This window comes from Haladaptatus salinisoli (assembly GCF_020614375.1).
Taxonomy (GTDB): Archaea; Halobacteriota; Halobacteria; order Halobacteriales; family Haladaptataceae; genus Haladaptatus; species Haladaptatus salinisoli.
In genome coordinates this window covers 491,088-508,308 of the sequence record NZ_CP085329.1, presented here as the reverse complement: position 1 = coordinate 508,308, position 17,221 = coordinate 491,088, and the positions used below count along the sequence as shown (strand labels likewise).

Below are 17,221 nucleotides of genomic sequence, written 5' to 3'. Positions count from 1 at the left end.
ATTCGGCGGTCTCTCCCCCGATTCTGTCCGTATTAACACGCTTATAGAATATAAAATTTAGATAGCGTACAAAAAATTGATTACCCGTCTTTCTCCACTTTTGATGTCATGCGAAAGAATACCACAGACGGTACGTCTCGACGACGGTTCATGGAAACGTCCGGCGGAATCGCGTTGGCAGCGGCGCTCGCCGGCTACCTCAGCGAATCTGCGGTCGCCACCGCCCGCCCGACGCCGAGCGACCGCGTGACGCGGTTCGTCGACGAGATGACGCTCGAGGAGAAGGTCGGACAGATGACGCAGATGGCGGCCTACGAGGTGCCGACCGAAAGGGCGGCCGAGGTGCTTCGCAAGTACAAGCCGGGGTCGCTCATGTATCTGACCTCGAAGAATCCGAACGAGGTCGCCCGGACCAGTAACGAACTACAGAAGGCGATGGTCGAGGAAACGCGACTCGGAGTCCCGTTCGTTTACGGCATCGACTCGGTTCACGGCAACAACAACCTCGAAGGGGCGACTATCTTTCCGCACAACCACGGAGTCGGCGCGACGTGGAATCCGGACGCCGCCACGGAGATGGCGTCGATAACGAGTCGAACGATGCGCGTTACCGGAACGCACTGGAATTTCTCGCCCGTCGCCGACCTCCAGCGCGACCCGCGCTGGGGGCGGTTCTACGAAGGCTTCAGCGAGGATCCGTTTCTCGCGTCCCAGTTGGTCGCCGCGAAAGTTCGAGGGTACGAGGAGAAGACGAACGGCTACAAGCGCACCGGGGCCACCGTCAAACACTTCGCGGGGTACTCGGAACCGGCGAACGGGAACGACCGCACCGCCGCGCTGCTGCCGTACCGAACCTTCGCGAGCACCATCCTCCCGCCCTTCTCCGCGGGTTTCACCGCCGGGGCGGAGACGGCGATGGTCAACAGCGGATCGCTGAACGGCGTTCCCGCGCACGCTTCGAAAGAACTTCTCACGGACATTCTCCGCGATCGACTCGGCTTCGACGGGATGGTGGTCTCCGATTGGCACGACTTCTACCGGATGATCAAGGTTCACGGCTACGCCGAGAACCTCAAGGAGGCGACCCGCCTGGGAATCAACGCCGGCGTGGACATGTACATGGTGCCGGCCGCGGGTATCGAGGGCGACACCGCGGAGGGTTACCAGCGCCGACTCATCGAACTCGTCGACGAGGGGAGCGTCACGACGGAGCGAATCGACGAAGCGGTCACGAACATCCTCGCGTTCAAGGAGCACGTCGGCCTGTTCGAAGATCCGTACGCCGCACCCTCCGAAGTGGACGAGGTGGTTTCCGAGGGCCGCGAACTCGCCCGGGAGGTCGCGACGGAATCGATGACCCTCCTCACCAACGACGGCACGCTCCCGCTCGGTTCCGACGTCGGCTCGATTCTCGTCACCGGTCCGAGCGCCGACAGCGTGGCGAATCAGATGGGAGGGTGGACGCTCGGATGGCAGGGAGTCGGTGACACGAAGCCGCCGGCGGTTACCGTCCTCGAAGGAATCTCCGACGCGGCGCCCGCCTCGACGACCGTCACGCACGTTCCCACCGGCCTGCGAGAGTTCACGAACGAAGAGGAGGTTCGGACGGCGGCCGAGTCCGCCGACGTGGTCGTCGCCGTCCTCGGCGAGGGGCCGTACGCCGAGGAGAAGGGTGACACGGACACGCTCGAACTCCCGACCGCCCAACGGCGACTCGTCGAGACGGCCGCGAACACCGGGACGCCCACCGTGGGCGTCCTCGTGGCCGGTCGCCCCCGGGGAACGACGGTGTTCGACCACCTGTCGGCGTCCGTGATGGCCTATCTTCCGGGAACCGCGGCCGGGCCGGCGGTCGCCGCGACCCTGTTCGGCGACAACAACCCGAGCGGTCGGCTCCCGTTCACGTGGCCGACGGGAACCGGTCAACTGCTCAACCTCCACAACAACTACCCGCCGGACCAGTTCAACGAGGCCGGCGATAATCGACCACCCGAGTCGGATCAGACGCCGCTCTTCCCGTTCGGTCACGGCCTCAGCTACACCGACTTCGAGTATGCGGATATGAGAATCAGTCCGAAGAAGCTTCCGCAACGCGCCGCGACGGACGAGCTAACCGTGTCGGTCTCGGTTCGCAACACCGGTGACAGAGCGGGCGAGACGGTCATCCCGGTGTACGGCGGGCGCGACCACGGGCAGGTGCTCTACCCGCGGAAAGTCGTCGTCGGCTTCGACCGCGTCGCCCTCGAACCGGGCGAAACCGAGCGTGTCGATATCCGAGCTTCGATCCTTCCGCTCGCGACCGTGCTCGGCGACGTCTTCGCCCGCGGTGAACTGGTCGTCGATACGGGCGAGTACTGGTTCGCCGTCGGCGAGGTAACCGAGAGTCTCTCGGTCGTCTAGACTGTCGATTCCTACGTGCTGAACAGCCCATCGAGCGCCATCCGAAGGTCGTCGCTGTACCGCCGCGCCAACCTAAACAGCCCGACGGAGCCGACGATACCCGCCGCGCCCACGCTCGCACGCGCGACGTTTCTGTCGGGTTTGTACCGAAGGGCGTAGACGCCGGTGTTGATGTCTGCGGCGTAGGTGACGCCGTTCTGGGTCACGGCCGTCCAGGTGAACGGTGCGGCGTGGTTCAACCCGACCACCTTCGACTCCTCCGGAACGTCTTTGGCGGCTTGGAAGTAGCCCTTCTCGGTGAGCGACCAATCGTCGGCGTCGATGCGCAGGAAGCGCGTCCCGCCGTGGTAGTGACCGACGTGAACCCACTTTCCGGCAGTGACTGTGAAGTTGTGAGGGCTGAAGGTGTAGGTGCCGTCGTAGGACGCGTCGTCGCGCCACTCCCAATGGTCGAGTTCGACGATATTATCCTCGCCCTTCGCGTACCCGTCGTCGAGGCCGTCGGCGTCGAGGAGTTTCACCTGCCCGGAGTGGCCGTTCTTATCGCTCGGGTACTCGTGGCCGGCGACGAGCACCCGCTTGCCGTCGAAGTAGGTCGGCGCGGGTTCGGCGTAGTGGGCGTTCGACATCGTGAAGTGGCCGAGCACGGAGATGTTCCTCGGATTCGAGAGGTCGAGCGCGTACACGCCGGCGTTCCAGTACGAGAGGTAGCCCACGGGTTTCTCCAGGCGAGGGTCGTCTTGGACGACGATGTCGTGGATGTACCTGTCGCCGCCGGTGACGTTCCCGTCCGCGAAGTTCCCCTCCTGGTTCCACGTGTTGACCAGTTCGAGGAGACCCGTCGTCCGGTCGAACTCGAAGACGTACACCCCGGAGGTGCCGTCCAATTCGATGTCCTTGATGGCGAAGACGTAGTCGGTGCCGCCGACTTCGTGGTGCCAGCAGTTGTGGAAGCCGGTGTCGTGGGCGAAGGTACCGACGATCGTCGGATTCTCCGGATCGGTCACGTCGACGGCCGTGATGGCCCCCGCTAACGGCCCGGTCGAGTCCTCCTCGGTGCTCGGCGTCGGATCCGGGTCGTCGAACAGCGCCGAAACGGGCTGTTTCGTGTAGAACACGTAGTCGCCGTCGGCGCTCGTTTTGAGATCCATCACCGCCGCCGCGTCGTTGTCGTTGCGGACGAACGCAACGAAGTTCATCTCGGCGTCTCGAAGGTCGCTCGCGTTGTCCGCGGCGTTGAACTCCGAGATGTCGACGACGCCCATTCCCCGGTTGTTGGTCGGATCTTTCGAGGAGAAAAAGCAGACGTACGCGTAGTCGCCGATAACGCGCATCTCGGAGATGCCGCCGAAGTGGGGATCGTCGGCCGAGTTGGCGCTCGACGGTCCACGCCTTCCGAGGCTGTGGTAGTCCAACAGTTCGACGTTGCTCGACGAGCCGTGAAGGCTAGCGTCCGTATGGTCGTGACTCGACGAGGTGCCGTCGCCGGCGGAGTCGCCGTTGAACTCGTGGGCGCTCGCGGTCGGCGCAACAGTGAGCGCAGCACCGCCACCTAGCGTCTTGAGCACTGTGCGTCTCGTCGCGTCCGTCAGTGTGGTGCGGTCGTTGGTCATGGGTTCGTAACGTGGTGTCGTGCGCTCGTAGTCCGATTCGAAGGAACGTTGCTGGGCTCAGTAATCGGCTAGCTTCACGGTGCCGAACGTGGCCCAATCGCCCGACTCGGCCCGCTTCACGGCGTCGAAGGCGTCGACGAAGCCCGCGCCGACGTTCCACGGCGCGTAGCTGTCGTGGACGTCCTCGGCCTCCGTTTCGATGGTGTTCAGCACGTCGATGGGGTCGGGAGATTCGTCGAAGTTCTGCCGGTATGCGTCGACGACGAGGGTAGCGACGCCGGCCGTAACCGGACAGGACATCGAGGTACCGCTGATCGCGCCGTAGTACTCCTCCGTGTCCTGGTGTTCGGTGCCGGCGGCGTAGGCTTGCAGCGGGTCTTCCGGTGCGAGCGTGCTCATCACGTAGTTACCCGGGGCGGCGACGCCGGGGCGGTAGATTCCTGTCGGCGTCACGTCGCGTTCGATTCCCTCGTAGGCCGTGAAATCGACGGTGTAATCCGCCGCGACGTCCGCGAACGGTCGAACTTCGAAGTAGTAGGTCGTCCCGCCGTCGACGGTGGCCGACAGTTCCTCGGGTTCGCTCAGCGTCGCGCCGCTCGCGACGACGGGGCCGTCCGTGCTCCCCTCGTGAAGGTAGAAGTCGACGTCCTCGGCGCTCGGCGTCCACGACAGGCTGGCGTCCACGTAGCCCGCTTTCTTCGGGGCGTCCCATCGGTGGTACTCGCTGCCGGCGGCCGTCACCGTGCCCGAGTACGACCCGGAATCGACCTTGGTTTCGGTCTTGTCGGCGGCGTAGTACTCTTCGAGGTTTCGCAGCGCTTTCTTGCGATCGTAGTTGGTCGGCCCGTCGTAGCTCGGCGTGCGACCGCGGGAGGAGAAGTCGGTGACGGTCTTGTCGTCTTTCGTCGCCGCGACGCCGAGGACGTGGGGTGCGGTCGCGTACTGGTTGAGCGTGTTCGTACTCGGCCCGCTGTTGCTCGCCGCGAAGACGGGGAGGATGCCCTCGTTGTAGGCCGCCCACGTGGCGACGTTGACCGCGTCGTCCGGGTTAAAGTCGGTACCGTCGCCGCCGCCCCACGAGTTACTCACGATTTGCACATCGACGTCGCCCGCCTGCTGGCGCGCGAGCAGGTGGTCGAACGCGGCGACGGGTTTGACGATGAGCAGGGTTAGTCCCGCCGAGTAGACGGTGAGGTCGGCGTCCGGTGCCATGCCCTTGTACTGCCCGTCGCTCGCCTTGCCCGACCCCGTAATGGAACCCGAGCAGTGCGTGCCGTGCCCGTTGTCGTCGCTGTCCAGACTCCCGACGTTCTTCCACGTTGTGTCCTCGCTGCTGGAGAGCGGGTTGACGTATCTCCAGTTAGCGACGAGGTCGTCTTCGAGGTCCGGGTGATCGCCGTCGACGCCGCTGTCGATAACGACCGAGTGGACGCTGGAGCCGGTGTATCCGAGATTCGACTGAACCGACCCGGCCTTGGTCGCCTCTCGGGCGTCGTCGTTGTAGTACTCCAGTTCGACGTTCTTCTGGACGTATCGTACCTCCGCCCAGCCCGCGACGGTGCGAATTTGATCGCTCGTGAGTTTCGCGTAGCCGATGGGGAGCACCTCGAACTTGTGGTAGCCGCTTTCGAGGTCGAGGTGCCGCAACCGGTCGACCTGGTCGTTCGAGGTGAACACGACCAGCGCCTCCGTCGGTCCGCTTTCACTCAGGTCGAACGAATCGTCGATACCGTCCTCCGTGCCGACAGCACTGGCCGTCCCGCCGAGCGGTAGCGTGATCGCTGCCCCCGCCGCTCCGGTCGCCTTCAGGAAGTCGCGACGACCCAAGATGCCTTGGTATACCATAGCTCAGTCTATCAATAGATGTCTACACTAATAATTATTCCTGATACAGAGTTTAACTTAGTTGAACCCTCCTTTAGTTCCTACTCGTCGCCGTTTCAACGGCGTCCATCGATACGACGTCGGTCCGAGGCCTCCGTCGGCGTGCGTCCGATTTCCGAGATTCACCGCTTCGGCGACCGCAATATAACACGATCGTTTAAGATATTCCCTGCTCAATCTCGTACTTGGCTACCATGGCTCAGAAAGAAGTTCAACACGAACTTTCGGTCGACCGGTACACGCTTGGCCTCGTCGGGCCGGACCAAGAGTGGGCGGGCACCGTCGCCGACGGGGGCGTCATCAGGACGCACACGCCGCCAGCGTGTTGGGGGCCGATGATTACGCCCGAATTCAGAGGCGGCCACGAAGTGACGCGACCGATCCGCGTCGAGAACGCGGAAGTCGGTGATGCGATCGCGCTGAAGATCAAGAACGTCGAGGTGACGAGTATCGCGACGAGCACCGGGAGCATGATCGAGCGCGACGGTGCGTTCGGCGACGACCCGTTCGTCGACCACAGGTGTCCGGAGTGCGGGACGGAGTGGCCGGAGAGCATCGTCGAGGGAACGGGCGAAGAAGCGATCAAATGCGCCGAGTGCGGTGCGAACGCCTCCTCGTTCGGATTCGAATACGGCTATACGGTCGCCTTCGACGACGATCGAACGGTGGGGTTGACCGTCGACGAAAGCGGTGCCGCGGACTTGGCGAATCGAGCCGACGACGCGATGGCGCTTCCGGAGAACTCCCGTCAGCATCCGATTCTCCTCTACAAACCCTCGGAGATGCCGGGCACGCTCGGTCACCTCCGCCCGTTTATCGGAAACATCGGGACGACCCCGCCGGTCGAGATTCCCGACTCGCACAACGCCGGTGACTTCGGTCAGTTCCTCATCGGCGCGGAACACGACTGGGGACTCGAAGACGAGGACGAACTCGCGGAACGTACCGACGGTCACATGGACATCAACGCCGTCCGTGAGGGTGCCGTCCTCGTTTGCCCGGTCAAAATCGACGGCGGTGGCGTCTACGTCGGCGATATGCACGCCAACCAAGGCGATGGCGAACTTTCGCTCCACACCACCGACGTGAGCGGTCACGCCGAGTTAGAAGTCGAAGTCATCAAAGACCTCGATATCGACGGTCCGCTGTTGCTTCCGAACGAGGAGGACCTCCCGCCCATCAGCAAACCCTACTCGGATCAGGAACTCGAACGCGGTCGGCAACTCGCCGCCGAATACGACGTCGACGAAATCGAAGAGATGGGGCCGCTTCAGGTGATCGGCAGCGGAGCGACGATCAACGACGCGACCGAGAACGCGTTCGAGCGCGCCGGCGCGCTCCTCGACATGACAGAGGGCGAGGTGCGGGCGCGGTGTACGTTCACCGGGGGCGTCGAAATCGGACGCCTTCCCGGCGTCGTCCAGCTCACGATGCTCGCACCGATGGATCGCCTCGAAGACCGGGGCCTCGCGGATCTCGTTCGCGCACAGTACGATCTCTAACCACCGCACTTGCCCGTCTTTCGAGACGCGACGCGTTCGGCGGCTCGCATCCGCCCGGCGCGCGCTGTCGGGACTCCTTTCGCGGTCCGTCTTCTTTCACGGATATCCCCGTTTTCGACGGTCGACGAGTCTCACCGTCCGCCCTGGACGGCGGGAAACACCGTCAGTTCCGCGTCGCCCGGGCAGTCATCGTCCAAGTCGACCGGTTTTCCGTTTACGGAAATACGGGCGCTGCCCCGGAGTTGCCCGTCGGCGGCGTACAGTTGAGACGTCGCTCGGGGATAGTTCTCGACGAAGACGGTAAGCGCGTCTTCGACGGTTCCTCCGTCGAACGGTAGCGTTACCGTTTTCTCACCCGTCGCGCCTCGGAGCGGCCCGTACACGGTGACTTCCATGCGGTACACTACGAGCGTGCGCTCGAAAAACGCTGGGTGCACACGACTCGATACATCCCGCCGAATTCGCGCATTCGACGATCTGGTCGTCCACTGAACCGTGGATCACCACAGAACGTCGAGAGACGGAGCGTTCTCCGACGTTTTCTCCCACGGATCGCTTCGATCGCGTCGTTCCCGAACCCACCGCGAGCAACGTCCGTTCCGGAATCGGCGAACCATCGCGTATCGGAAGAATCGGAAATCGCCCGCTTCCGTTTATTATGTCGGGCAGAATAGCCACCGGCATGATTCACGATGCTCGCGTCCTGCAACCCCAGTTCATCCCCGACGAAGTCGAGCATCGCAACTCTGAGGTCAACGCGCTATCGAACACGCTCAAACCCATCATGGACGGCCAGACCGGCGAGACGTCGCTCCTGCTCGGACCGTCCGGTGCGGGAAAGACCTGCATCGCCAACTACACCGTCGAGCGCCTGCGCGAGAACGTCCTCGACATCGATACCCAGTACGTCAACTGCTGGCAGGATCACACCCGATTCCAAGTGCTGTATCGAATCCTCGAAGGGATCGGCAAGACGGTCGACATCCACCGCCGGTCGACGCCGAAGGACGAACTGCTCGACAGACTCCAGGGGTACGACGGCCCGCAGTTCGTCGTCATCCTCGACGAGGTCGACCAACTCGAGGACAAAAGCGTCCTCTACGACCTCTACCGGATGCGGACCATCTCGATGATTCTCATCGCGAATCGCGAGGAAGCGCTGTTCGGCCAGCTCGACGGCCGCCTCACCAGTCGATTACAGACCTGTGTGAGGATTCCGTTCGAGAAGTACCACCTCGACGAACTCGTCGCGATTCTCGAAGCGCGCGCTCGGTGGGGACTTTCGGAACGCGCTATCGGAAACGAACAGTTGGCTCTGATCGCCGACGCCGCGGCGGGGGACGCCCGCGTCGCCATCGGTATCCTCAGAAACGCGGCACGGCGCGCCGACCAGTCGGGCACCGACCAAATCACGACCGACATCGTCCACGAGGCCGTCCCCGACGGTCGCCACGAAGTCCGCCAGAAAACCATCGACCAACTCAACGCCCATCAGCGTGCCCTCTACGAGATTTTGGACGAGGAAGGCGAACTCGATCCGGGCGACCTCTACGAGTTGTATCGGGAGCGCGTCGACGACCCGAAGACGAATCGAACCGTCAGAAACCACCTGCAGAAAATGGAACACTATCGGCTCGTCATCGCCGAAGGAAAGAATCGCGCCCGCACCTACCGACTCCGCTGATCGGTTCTTTCGGAAGGATTGGAAACGACCCTGTCTTGCCTATGTACGGTTCCGACGATACGTTGAGTTACGATGCGCCACGACCAACCGGAACTCCCGACCCTCGACGGTGGAATCACGCTGCTCGAAACGGACGCGCGAGCGACCGGGGCGTTACAGTCGCTCGTCCTCGATCAGGTGCTCCTCGCGGGCGGGTCGGCCGTCTGGGTGGACGCCCACGGCCACGGAACCACCCGACACTTGGCACGAATCGCCCCGTCGATGCGCGTCCTCGACCGCATTAAAATCGCGCGTGCGTTCACGCCGTGGCAACACCAGAGCCTCTGCCGTGACCTCGCACCCGAACTCGCGGACGATACAGCTATCGTCGTCCTTCCGGCGTTCGACCGGTTCTACCGGTCGGACGATCTCTCCCCCGGCAACGGTGAGCGGATGCTCTCGGCGGCCGTCGATCTCGTCCGCGAAATCGCGGACACGGTCGACGTCCCCGTGCTCGTGACGCAACACGCGGACGATACGCTGACGGCTCCGGTCAGAGAGTGTGCGGACGCCGTCATCCGCTGTGAACGGACGCCGTACGGACCGCGCTTTTCGGGCGACGAGTACGAGACGTTGGTGTACCCGCTCGACAACAGGACGGTGCAGACGACGCTAGCGTTCTGGAAGCGCGTCCTCACGACGCGTCATCCGGCGGTCGCCGGCGCCGATTCCCCGACGGAGGTGAGCGTCCGTGGGTCGTACTAATCCGACCTACCGCGACGCGCTGCGCGCCATGGAATCGCGGTGGGAAGACTACCGCCGCGCGCTTCGACACGCCGACCAAGAGGTGTTCGACCGCCTCTTCGAGGACGCGCGAGCGCACGCCGACGCCAGCGGCCTGCAGAACCACCAGTTCGTCGAGATACCGGCGCTCGTCTCGATGCTCCTCGAACAACGGAAACGACTCGACGACCTCGAAGACCGAATCGACCATCTGGAGAACGACCTGAACGCCGAGAGATGACGCCATGGCGTACAAGTTCGACTATCTCGACGGCGATGTACTGAGATGGTCGCTGACCGAGTCGGGTGCCGAGTACGAAATCGACGGGTCGTACGCGCCGACCATCTACGTCTCGGCGCACGGCGCGGGCTCACTGTCCGATGCGAAGGCCGCACTCCGCGTCCACCCCGCCGTCGCTCGCGTCTCGGTCGTCGAGAGGCGCGTTTCCTTTCGACGCGATCCGCGATCAGTGCTCCGGGTTGACGGTATCGATCTAGATGCCATCGCCGCGATCACGTCGATGATACGCCGGTGGGGGTCACCCGGTGAGTATCGGTGTTACAACGTCGATTTCTCCCGCGAGTTCCGTTACTGCCTCGAGAACGAGCTTTCGCCGCTTCCCGAGCGCGACCTCACTCGGATGCGTATCGCGGTTCCGGAGACGGAACTTGCGGGCGAGACGATCACCGAACTCACCATCGGCGACCAAGTGGTGACCGGCGACGGGGTGGACGTACTGGAAACGGTGGCTGCTCGCGTCGAACGTCACGACCCGGACGTCCTGATGATGAACACGAGCGACGTCGTTCCCGCGCTGTATCGCCAGGCGGACCGTCTCGATACGGACTTTCACCTCGGTCGACTCCCCGGTTGGCAGCAACTCGCCCGTGAATCGACGTACACGAGCTACGGCCGGGTGGGTCACTCACCGGCTCGATACAACCTTCCGGGACGCGTGATCGTCGACGCGTCGAACACGTTCATGTGGAACCAGACGAATCTGGACGGCTGTCTCTATCTCGTGAAGCGGTCGGGTAAACCGCTGCAAGAACTGTCGTGGTCCTCGATCGGAAACATCCTCACGGCGATTCAGATTCGGGAAGCGCGGAAACGGAACGTGCTCGTCCCGTGGCACTCGTGGCGTCACGAGAAATTCAAAACGATGCGCCAACTCCACGCCGCCGACCGCGGCGGGTTCACCTTCTCGCCGGACGTCGGACTGCACGAGGACGTGCACGAACTCGACTTCTCGGCGCTGTATCCCAATATCATCGTCACCCGGAACGTGAGTCCGGAGAAGATTCGGTGCGAGTGCCACGCCGACCGTGAAGACGTACCCGGTCTCGGCTATTCGATCTGTGACGAGCGGGGCTACCTTCCGGACGTGCTCGAGCCGCTGATTCGAGACCGAGACGCGATCAAAGCGGAGTTACAGCGGACGGACGATGCAGCGCGGCGAGCGGAACTCCGGGGACGGTCGAACGCGATCAAGTGGATTCTCGTCTCCTGTTTCGGTTATCAGGGCTTTTCGAACGCGAAGTTCGGGCGGATCGAGTGCCACGAAGCCATCAACGCGTTCGCTCGCGAGATCCTCTTGGAGACGAAGACGATGCTCGAAGAACACGGTTGGCGCGTCGTCCACGGCATCGTCGATAGCGTCTGGGTCACGCCGATGGACGACGCGGAACGGACGTCGCTCGACGAACTCACGACGCGAATCTCGAAGCGGGTCGACATCCGACTCGAACACGAAGCGCGCTACGACTGGGTCGCGTTCGTCCCGCTGCGCGATTCGGACGCCGGTGCGCTGACGAAGTACTTCGGGAAGGTCGCTGGCGAAGACGAGTACAAGTATCGCGGCATCGAGTGTCGCCAACGAAGCACGCCGCCGTTCGTGGACGAGGCACAGAAGGCACTCATCACGGCACTCGACGAACATCGAGCGCCGGAACCCGTGTGCGAGGAGCTACGCTCGTGGATCGACCGCCTTCGGCGGGGCGACGTCGATCCGATCGACCTCGTCATCACGAATCGCGTCTCGAAGGCCCGCGACGACTACGCGCAGTCGACGCGGAGCGTGGCGGCACTCGACCGTGCGGCGGACTTGGGGGTGACGCGAGCACCCGGGCAGAGTATCTCGTACGTCGTCGTCGATGACGAGAAGCGGTCTCGTGACCGGGTCGCCTTAGCGATCGAGGAGCCGACCGAGTACGACGTCGAGTTTTACCGGGAGCTGTTGGTGCGAGCGGCCACGAGCGTGCTATCGCCGCTCGGCTGGCGCGAATCCGATATCGACCGGAAACTGTCTACGTACTCCGAGTTCAGTTTACAGTCCTTCGGCTAGCGCCGAGTACATGCACCGTATCGCGTACTCGACGAACCGTGCCGGATTCGGGACTCCGCAATCCGTCGGCCCCTCTCCGTCCGGGTGGATACGCCGGCGGGGACGAAAAACGCAGAAGCACCCGTTAGACCGCAAATCGAGCGGTAGCGGTCGTTCGCCGGTCCGCGGCGGACGCATTACCGGACGAGAGAGGCCCATCCGAACGATTCCTGTAAAATTTTTCTTAGGATATATAATGGATGGCATTGAAAGGGGGGGTATGCTACGTGAGAACAGCATCCAAGGAGAGAACGTTCCGGCAGGGAAGTTCCCACCGACCGAAACGGAGGCCGATCTCTTCTACGCGCTCCCCGAACTCCACTATCCGAAATCACTCAACGCAGCCGTCGAACTCGTCGACCGGCACGTCGAGGCGGGAAAGGGGGATGCCGTCGCGATCTATTTCGAGGACGAATCGATAACGTACCGCGATCTCCAAACGCGGGTGAACCGGCTCGGAAGTGCGCTACGGGACCTCGGCGTCGAGCCCGGTGAGCGAGTTTTCGTCCGCTTCCCGAATCGGCCGGAGTACGCGGTCTCGTGCCTCGCGGTTCAAAAAATCGGTGCCATTCCCGTCCCATCGATGAAACTCCTCCAGGCGAAAGAGTGCACCTACGTTCTCGAAGACTCCGATGCGACGGTCGCCCTCGTGCACGATGGGCTGTTGGAGCCGGTCGAAGCCGCAAACGAAACGTGCGAGTCCCTGCAAACGATCATCGTCGCCGATCGCGAGGAGATCGCACACGACCACCTCGACTACGACGACCTCTGTGCAGCGGCGACGCCGAAACTGGACGCGGCGGAAACCCACCGCGACGACCTCTCGATGCTCGCGTACACGAGCGGGACGACGGGCCGACCCAAAGGGACGATCCACACGCACCGGCAGATGCTTTCGATTATCGATGGCTACGCACGATACTGCCTCGAACCGACTGCGGACGACGTTTTCTCCGGCAATCCGCCGATCGCGTTCACGTTCGGATACGGCGTGCTCGTCGCATTTCCGCTCCGATTCGGCGCGAGCACCGTCATCATCGAGAACGCCGAACCGGCGGATCTCATCGAGACGATCGACGAATACGGTGTCACGGTACTCGGATCGATACCGACCGCGTACAACCAAATGCTCAACGAGCACGCCGACCGGATCGAGGCGGCCGACCTCTCGTCCCTTCGTATCGGCATCAGCGCCGGGGAGCCTCTATCGCCGTCCACGTTCGAGCGCGTCAAATCGTCGTTCGGTATCGAACTGCTCGACGGGCTCGGGTCGACCGAGATGCTCCACATCTTCGTCAGTCACCGAATCGGCGACGAAATCGACCCGTCGGTGACTGGCTACCCCGTACCGGGCTACGAGTGTAAGGTCATCGACCCGGATACGGGCGAGGAACTCGACGACGGCGAACCCGGTCTGCTCGCCGTCCGCGGCCCGACGGGAGTCACCTATTGGGGGCGGCCGGAGAAACAGGAACTGGCGGTGCAGGACGGGTGGAGCCTGCCCGGTGACGTCTTCGTTCGGACTGCGGACGACCGGTTCGAGTACAAGTCGCGCCGCGACGACCTCATCATCTCCAGCGGATACAACATTCCCGGCCCGGAGGTCGAGTCGGTGCTCCAAGAGCGGGACGAAGTTTACGAAACTGCCGTCGTCGGAAGTCCCGACGAAGAGCGCGGAACGGTCGTCAAAGCGTTCGTCGTCCTCGTCGACGGGGTCGAACCGAGCGAGGAAACCACGTCGACGCTCCAAGATCACGTCAAAAGCCGGATCGCCCCGTACAAGTACCCGCGACGTATCGAGTTCGTCCCCGAACTTCCGAAAACGGAGACGGGGAAGATACGACGAAATCTCCTCCGCGAACGCGAACGAGAGAGTGGCGCCGCCAGCGCTCCCTGAAAGTCGTGGCAAGCGGTAACATCCACCGATAGTTATAGGGTGTTGGTAACAGTCGAAGGACATATAATATGCAAGTTGGGATCGGCCTACCGAATACGCTGAAAGAAGCGGACAGGGAGCTGGTACTATCGTGGGCGGAGCGGGCGGACGACGGCCCGTTCACGAGCCTCGGGGTGTTCGATCGGCTGCGCTATCACGGCCTCGATCCGATGACGACGCTGACCGCGTGCGCGGCGGTCACCGACGAAATCGAGTTGGCGACGTCGATCATCGCGGGACCGCTTCGGCCCAACGCGTCGCTCGCGAAGACGGCCGCGACGCTCGACGTCCTCTCGAACGGCCGACTGACGCTCGGAATGGCTCTCGGTGCGCGAAAAGACGACTACGACGCCGTCGGCGTCGAGTTTGGAAAGCGCGGTCGCCTCTTCGACCGGCAATTAGCGGAACTTCGTGAGTATTGGGAAGGCGACGATATCGGTCCCGACCCCGTCCAGGACGGGGGGCCGACGATTCTCGTGGGCGGCGATAGCGACCACACGTACCGCCGGGTCGGACGATTCGCGGATGGCTACATTCACGGCGGGGGTCCGCCACGCGCCTTCGCTCGGCAGGCGGAACGAGCGCGAGCGGCGTGGGCCGAATGCGAACGACCGGGCGACCCCGAACTCTGGGGGCACGGGTACTACGCGCTCGGCGGTGGCGATGCGGCCGAGAAGGGGCGGGAGTATCTGCTAAACTACTACGAATTCACCGGGCCGTTCGCCGAACGAATCGCCGAGAGTCTTCTGACGACCCCTCAAGAGGTCACGCAGTTCGTCCGAGGCTACGAGAACGAGGGGTGCGACGAGCTCATTTTGTTCCCGACGGTGGCCGACCCCGAACAGTTCGATCTGCTGGCCGACACCCTCGGCACCGCGTGGAACGGGAGTGATGATGCGTGAAAGTGGACGTACTCGGGGGCGGCCCCGGGGGACTGTACGTCTCGCTGTTGCTCAAGAAGTCCTTCCCGGAGTGGGAGATAACCGTCCACGAGCGCGACCCCGCGGACAACACGTACGGTTGGGGCGTCGTCTTCTCGGACGCCACCCTCTCGTCGCTCCGCGAGGCGGATCGACCGAGTCACGAACGGATTACCGATGCGTTCGTCCGCTGGGATCCGATCGACATCTACTACGACGGAGAGTACTTCCGATGCAACGGACACTCCTTCGCGGGCATCATGCGCTCGGACCTCCTGTCGATCCTCCAGACCCGGGCAGACGAGCTCGGAGTCACGCTACGTCACGGAGAGGCGATAGACGATCCGGAACGACTTCGAGAGGAGGCGGACGTCCTCATCGGCGCGGACGGTCTGAACAGCACCGTCAGAGAGACCTACGACCGGGCGTTTCGGCCGAACACCAGCGCCGGGAACGCGAAGTTCGCGTGGTTCGGAACCGACAAACCGTTCGACGTGTTCACGTTCATCTTCCGGGAGAACGAACACGGGCTCTGGCGGGTTCACGCCTATCCCGGGCGGAAGAGCACGTTCATCGTCGAATGTACCGAGGAAACGTGGGCGGCCGCCGGAATGGACGACGCATCCGAGGAAGAGGCGCTCGATTACTTCGAGGAGCTGTTTGCCGATCACGTGGGAGCGTACGAACTCGAGGCGAAGCTCTACGCCTGGCGGAACTTCCCGACCGTGCGAAACGCGACGTGGTCGCACGAAAACGTCGTTCTGATCGGCGACGCGGCCCACACCGCCCACTTCTCCATCGGCTCCGGGACGAAGATGGCGATGGAAGACGCGATCGCCCTCCAAGAAGCGTTCGAGGAACACGGTCGGGACGTTCGTGCGGCGTTCAACTGGTACGAGAAGGAGCGCCGTCCGCGCGTCCAAGGGCTGCAGGAGGCCGCCGAGCGAAGCGAGAACTACTTCGAGAACGTCGAACGCTACCGGAATCTCCGCCCGCGTCGGTTCGCGTTCAACCTCCTGACGCGGAGCGGACGTATCACCTACGATAACCTCCGGGTTCGCGACCCGTCGTTCGTCGACCGCTTCGATCAGTGGTTCGCAGCGGCCGAGGGTGAGGGAACGACGGCGGTCGCGACGCCGCCGCTGTTCAAACACCTCTCGTTGCGGGAGGTGCGAATACCGAACCGCACGGTCATGACGCTGCCACCCACGGAGACGGCAACCGACGGACGGCCCGCGGACTCGTATCTCGACCGGTTAGTGAAACGGGGCGAACGGGGCCCCGGCATGTTGCTGACCGACCCGCTGGCGGTCGCGCCCGACGGACGGATAACGACCGGTACGCCGGGACTCTACGCCGACGAACACGCTGACGCCCTCGGCGAGGCGATCGCTCGAGTACGCGACGCCTCGCCGGCGGAAACCGTCGTCGGTGCACACCTGTTTCACGCCGGACGACGCGGTGCGACCAAATCCCGAGAACGCGGTCTCGACCGTCCGCTCCCCGAGCGCGAGCGGTGGGAACTGCTCGCCCCCTCGTCGAAGCCGTTCGGGCCCGCGAGTCCCACGCCAACCGCCATGAACTCCGACGACCTCGATCGAGTTCGGGAGGCGTTCGTCACCGCGGCGGAGCGCGCAGATACGGCCGGGTTCGACCACTTACAACTCCACGCGGGACACGGCTATCTCCTCTCCAGTTTCCTCTCGCCGCTCTCGAACGACCGCGACGACGAGTACGGCGGATCGCTGGAGAATCGAATGCGCTACCCGATCGAGGTTTTCGACGCCGTTCGCGGCGCGTGGCCGGAGGAAAAATCCCTCGGGGTGACCCTCCAAGCGACGGATTGGAATCTGAACGGTCTCAAAACGCACGAGTCGTACGAGGTGGCCCGCTCGCTCGAGGAACGCGACTGCGACCTCCTCGCTATCGTGGCCGGACGGGCGTCCGTCCGGGAACGCCCGCAGTTCGATACCGATACGCTGGGCCGGTTTAGCGAACAGTTCCGTAACGAGATCGAGGTGCCGACGCTCTCGACGAACTACCTCACGACGTACGACGAGGTGAACACGATGGTCGGCGGCGGCCGGGCGGATTTGGTATCGTTCTACCCCGAGAATCCCGTCTCTAATCGGTGAA

At 63.4% G+C, this 17,221-nt stretch carries 12 protein-coding genes; 9 read left to right on the top strand and 3 right to left on the bottom strand.

Annotation, left to right across the window (positions count from 1 at the left end):
- Positions 1-150 precede the first annotated feature (150 nt).
- Positions 151-2,400 (top strand): glycoside hydrolase family 3 N-terminal domain-containing protein, encoded by a 2,250-nt coding sequence (locus LIX00_RS20230; protein ID WP_227356363.1) that lies wholly within the window; start codon positions 151-153, stop codon positions 2,398-2,400.
- Between the two features lie 11 nt (positions 2,401-2,411).
- Here LIX00_RS20230 and LIX00_RS20225 read toward each other — a convergent pair whose 3' ends face one another.
- Positions 2,412-4,013: an LVIVD repeat-containing protein gene (locus tag LIX00_RS20225; RefSeq protein WP_227356362.1), complete on the bottom strand. Its 1,602-nt coding sequence runs from the start codon at positions 4,011-4,013 to the stop codon at positions 2,412-2,414.
- Positions 4,014-4,070: 57 nt separating this feature from the next.
- Entirely contained in the window at positions 4,071-5,858 is a 1,788-nt protein-coding gene (locus LIX00_RS20220; RefSeq protein WP_227356361.1) for a S8 family serine peptidase, read from the bottom strand.
- Between the two features lie 233 nt (positions 5,859-6,091).
- On the opposite strand from LIX00_RS20220, the gene LIX00_RS20215 reads away from it, so the two are divergent.
- Positions 6,092-7,399, top strand: a complete 1,308-nt coding sequence (locus tag LIX00_RS20215; protein WP_227356360.1) for an acetamidase/formamidase family protein — start codon at positions 6,092-6,094, stop codon at positions 7,397-7,399.
- Positions 7,400-7,530: 131 nt separating this feature from the next.
- On the opposite strand, the gene LIX00_RS20210 is transcribed toward LIX00_RS20215, so the two are convergent.
- Positions 7,531-7,794, bottom strand: coding sequence for a ubiquitin-like small modifier protein 1 (locus LIX00_RS20210; RefSeq protein WP_227356359.1), 264 nt, complete (start codon positions 7,792-7,794; stop codon positions 7,531-7,533).
- Between the two features lie 287 nt (positions 7,795-8,081).
- On the opposite strand from LIX00_RS20210, the gene LIX00_RS20205 reads away from it, so the two are divergent.
- The 7 genes from LIX00_RS20205 to LIX00_RS20175 all read left to right on the top strand — a co-directional run bounded on the left by LIX00_RS20205 (position 8,082) and on the right by LIX00_RS20175 (position 17,220).
- Positions 8,082-9,083, top strand: a complete 1,002-nt coding sequence (locus tag LIX00_RS20205) for a Cdc6/Cdc18 family protein (RefSeq protein ID WP_227356358.1) — start codon at positions 8,082-8,084, stop codon at positions 9,081-9,083.
- Positions 9,084-9,155: 72 nt separating this feature from the next.
- Positions 9,156-9,827 carry a P-loop NTPase family protein gene (locus tag LIX00_RS20200; protein WP_227356357.1) on the top strand — a complete coding sequence of 224 codons (672 nt, stop codon included), beginning with the start codon at positions 9,156-9,158 and terminating at the stop codon, positions 9,825-9,827.
- Positions 9,814-10,086, top strand: a complete 273-nt coding sequence (locus tag LIX00_RS20195) for a DUF8156 family protein (RefSeq protein WP_227356356.1) — start codon at positions 9,814-9,816, stop codon at positions 10,084-10,086. The genes LIX00_RS20200 and LIX00_RS20195 overlap by 14 nt, the downstream gene beginning before the upstream one ends.
- A gap of 4 nt (positions 10,087-10,090) precedes the next feature.
- The gene (locus tag LIX00_RS20190) at positions 10,091-12,190 is read left to right on the top strand and encodes a type B DNA-directed DNA polymerase (RefSeq protein ID WP_227356355.1); all 2,100 of its coding nucleotides are present in this window, start codon (positions 10,091-10,093) and stop codon (positions 12,188-12,190) included.
- 259 nt (positions 12,191-12,449) lie between these two features.
- A complete protein-coding gene (locus tag LIX00_RS20185) occupies positions 12,450-14,126 on the top strand; it encodes an acetate--CoA ligase (protein WP_227356354.1) in 1,677 nt (558 codons plus the stop codon).
- A 68-nt stretch (positions 14,127-14,194) separates the two neighbouring features.
- Entirely contained in the window at positions 14,195-15,067 is an 873-nt protein-coding gene (locus LIX00_RS20180; protein ID WP_227356353.1) for an LLM class flavin-dependent oxidoreductase, read from the top strand.
- Positions 15,064-17,220: an oxidoreductase gene (locus LIX00_RS20175; protein WP_227356352.1), complete on the top strand. Its 2,157-nt coding sequence runs from the start codon at positions 15,064-15,066 to the stop codon at positions 17,218-17,220. The genes LIX00_RS20180 and LIX00_RS20175 overlap by 4 nt, the downstream gene beginning before the upstream one ends.
- The last annotated feature ends 1 nt before the right edge of the window (position 17,221 follow it).

Coding starts and splice junctions, on each gene's coding strand:
- LIX00_RS20200 (WP_227356357.1), top strand. CDS start 9,156: ATGCGCCACGACCAACCGGAACTCCCGACCCTCGACGGTGGAATCACG.
- LIX00_RS20180 (WP_227356353.1), top strand. CDS start 14,195: ATGCAAGTTGGGATCGGCCTACCGAATACGCTGAAAGAAGCGGACAGG.
- LIX00_RS20215 (WP_227356360.1), top strand. CDS start 6,092: ATGGCTCAGAAAGAAGTTCAACACGAACTTTCGGTCGACCGGTACACG.
- LIX00_RS20190 (WP_227356355.1), top strand. CDS start 10,091: ATGGCGTACAAGTTCGACTATCTCGACGGCGATGTACTGAGATGGTCG.
- LIX00_RS20205 (WP_227356358.1), top strand. CDS start 8,082: ATGATTCACGATGCTCGCGTCCTGCAACCCCAGTTCATCCCCGACGAA.
- LIX00_RS20220 (WP_227356361.1), bottom strand. CDS start 5,858: ATGGTATACCAAGGCATCTTGGGTCGTCGCGACTTCCTGAAGGCGACC.
- LIX00_RS20185 (WP_227356354.1), top strand. CDS start 12,450: ATGCTACGTGAGAACAGCATCCAAGGAGAGAACGTTCCGGCAGGGAAG.
- LIX00_RS20210 (WP_227356359.1), bottom strand. CDS start 7,794: ATGGAAGTCACCGTGTACGGGCCGCTCCGAGGCGCGACGGGTGAGAAA.
- LIX00_RS20225 (WP_227356362.1), bottom strand. CDS start 4,013: ATGACCAACGACCGCACCACACTGACGGACGCGACGAGACGCACAGTG.
- LIX00_RS20230 (WP_227356363.1), top strand. CDS start 151: ATGGAAACGTCCGGCGGAATCGCGTTGGCAGCGGCGCTCGCCGGCTAC.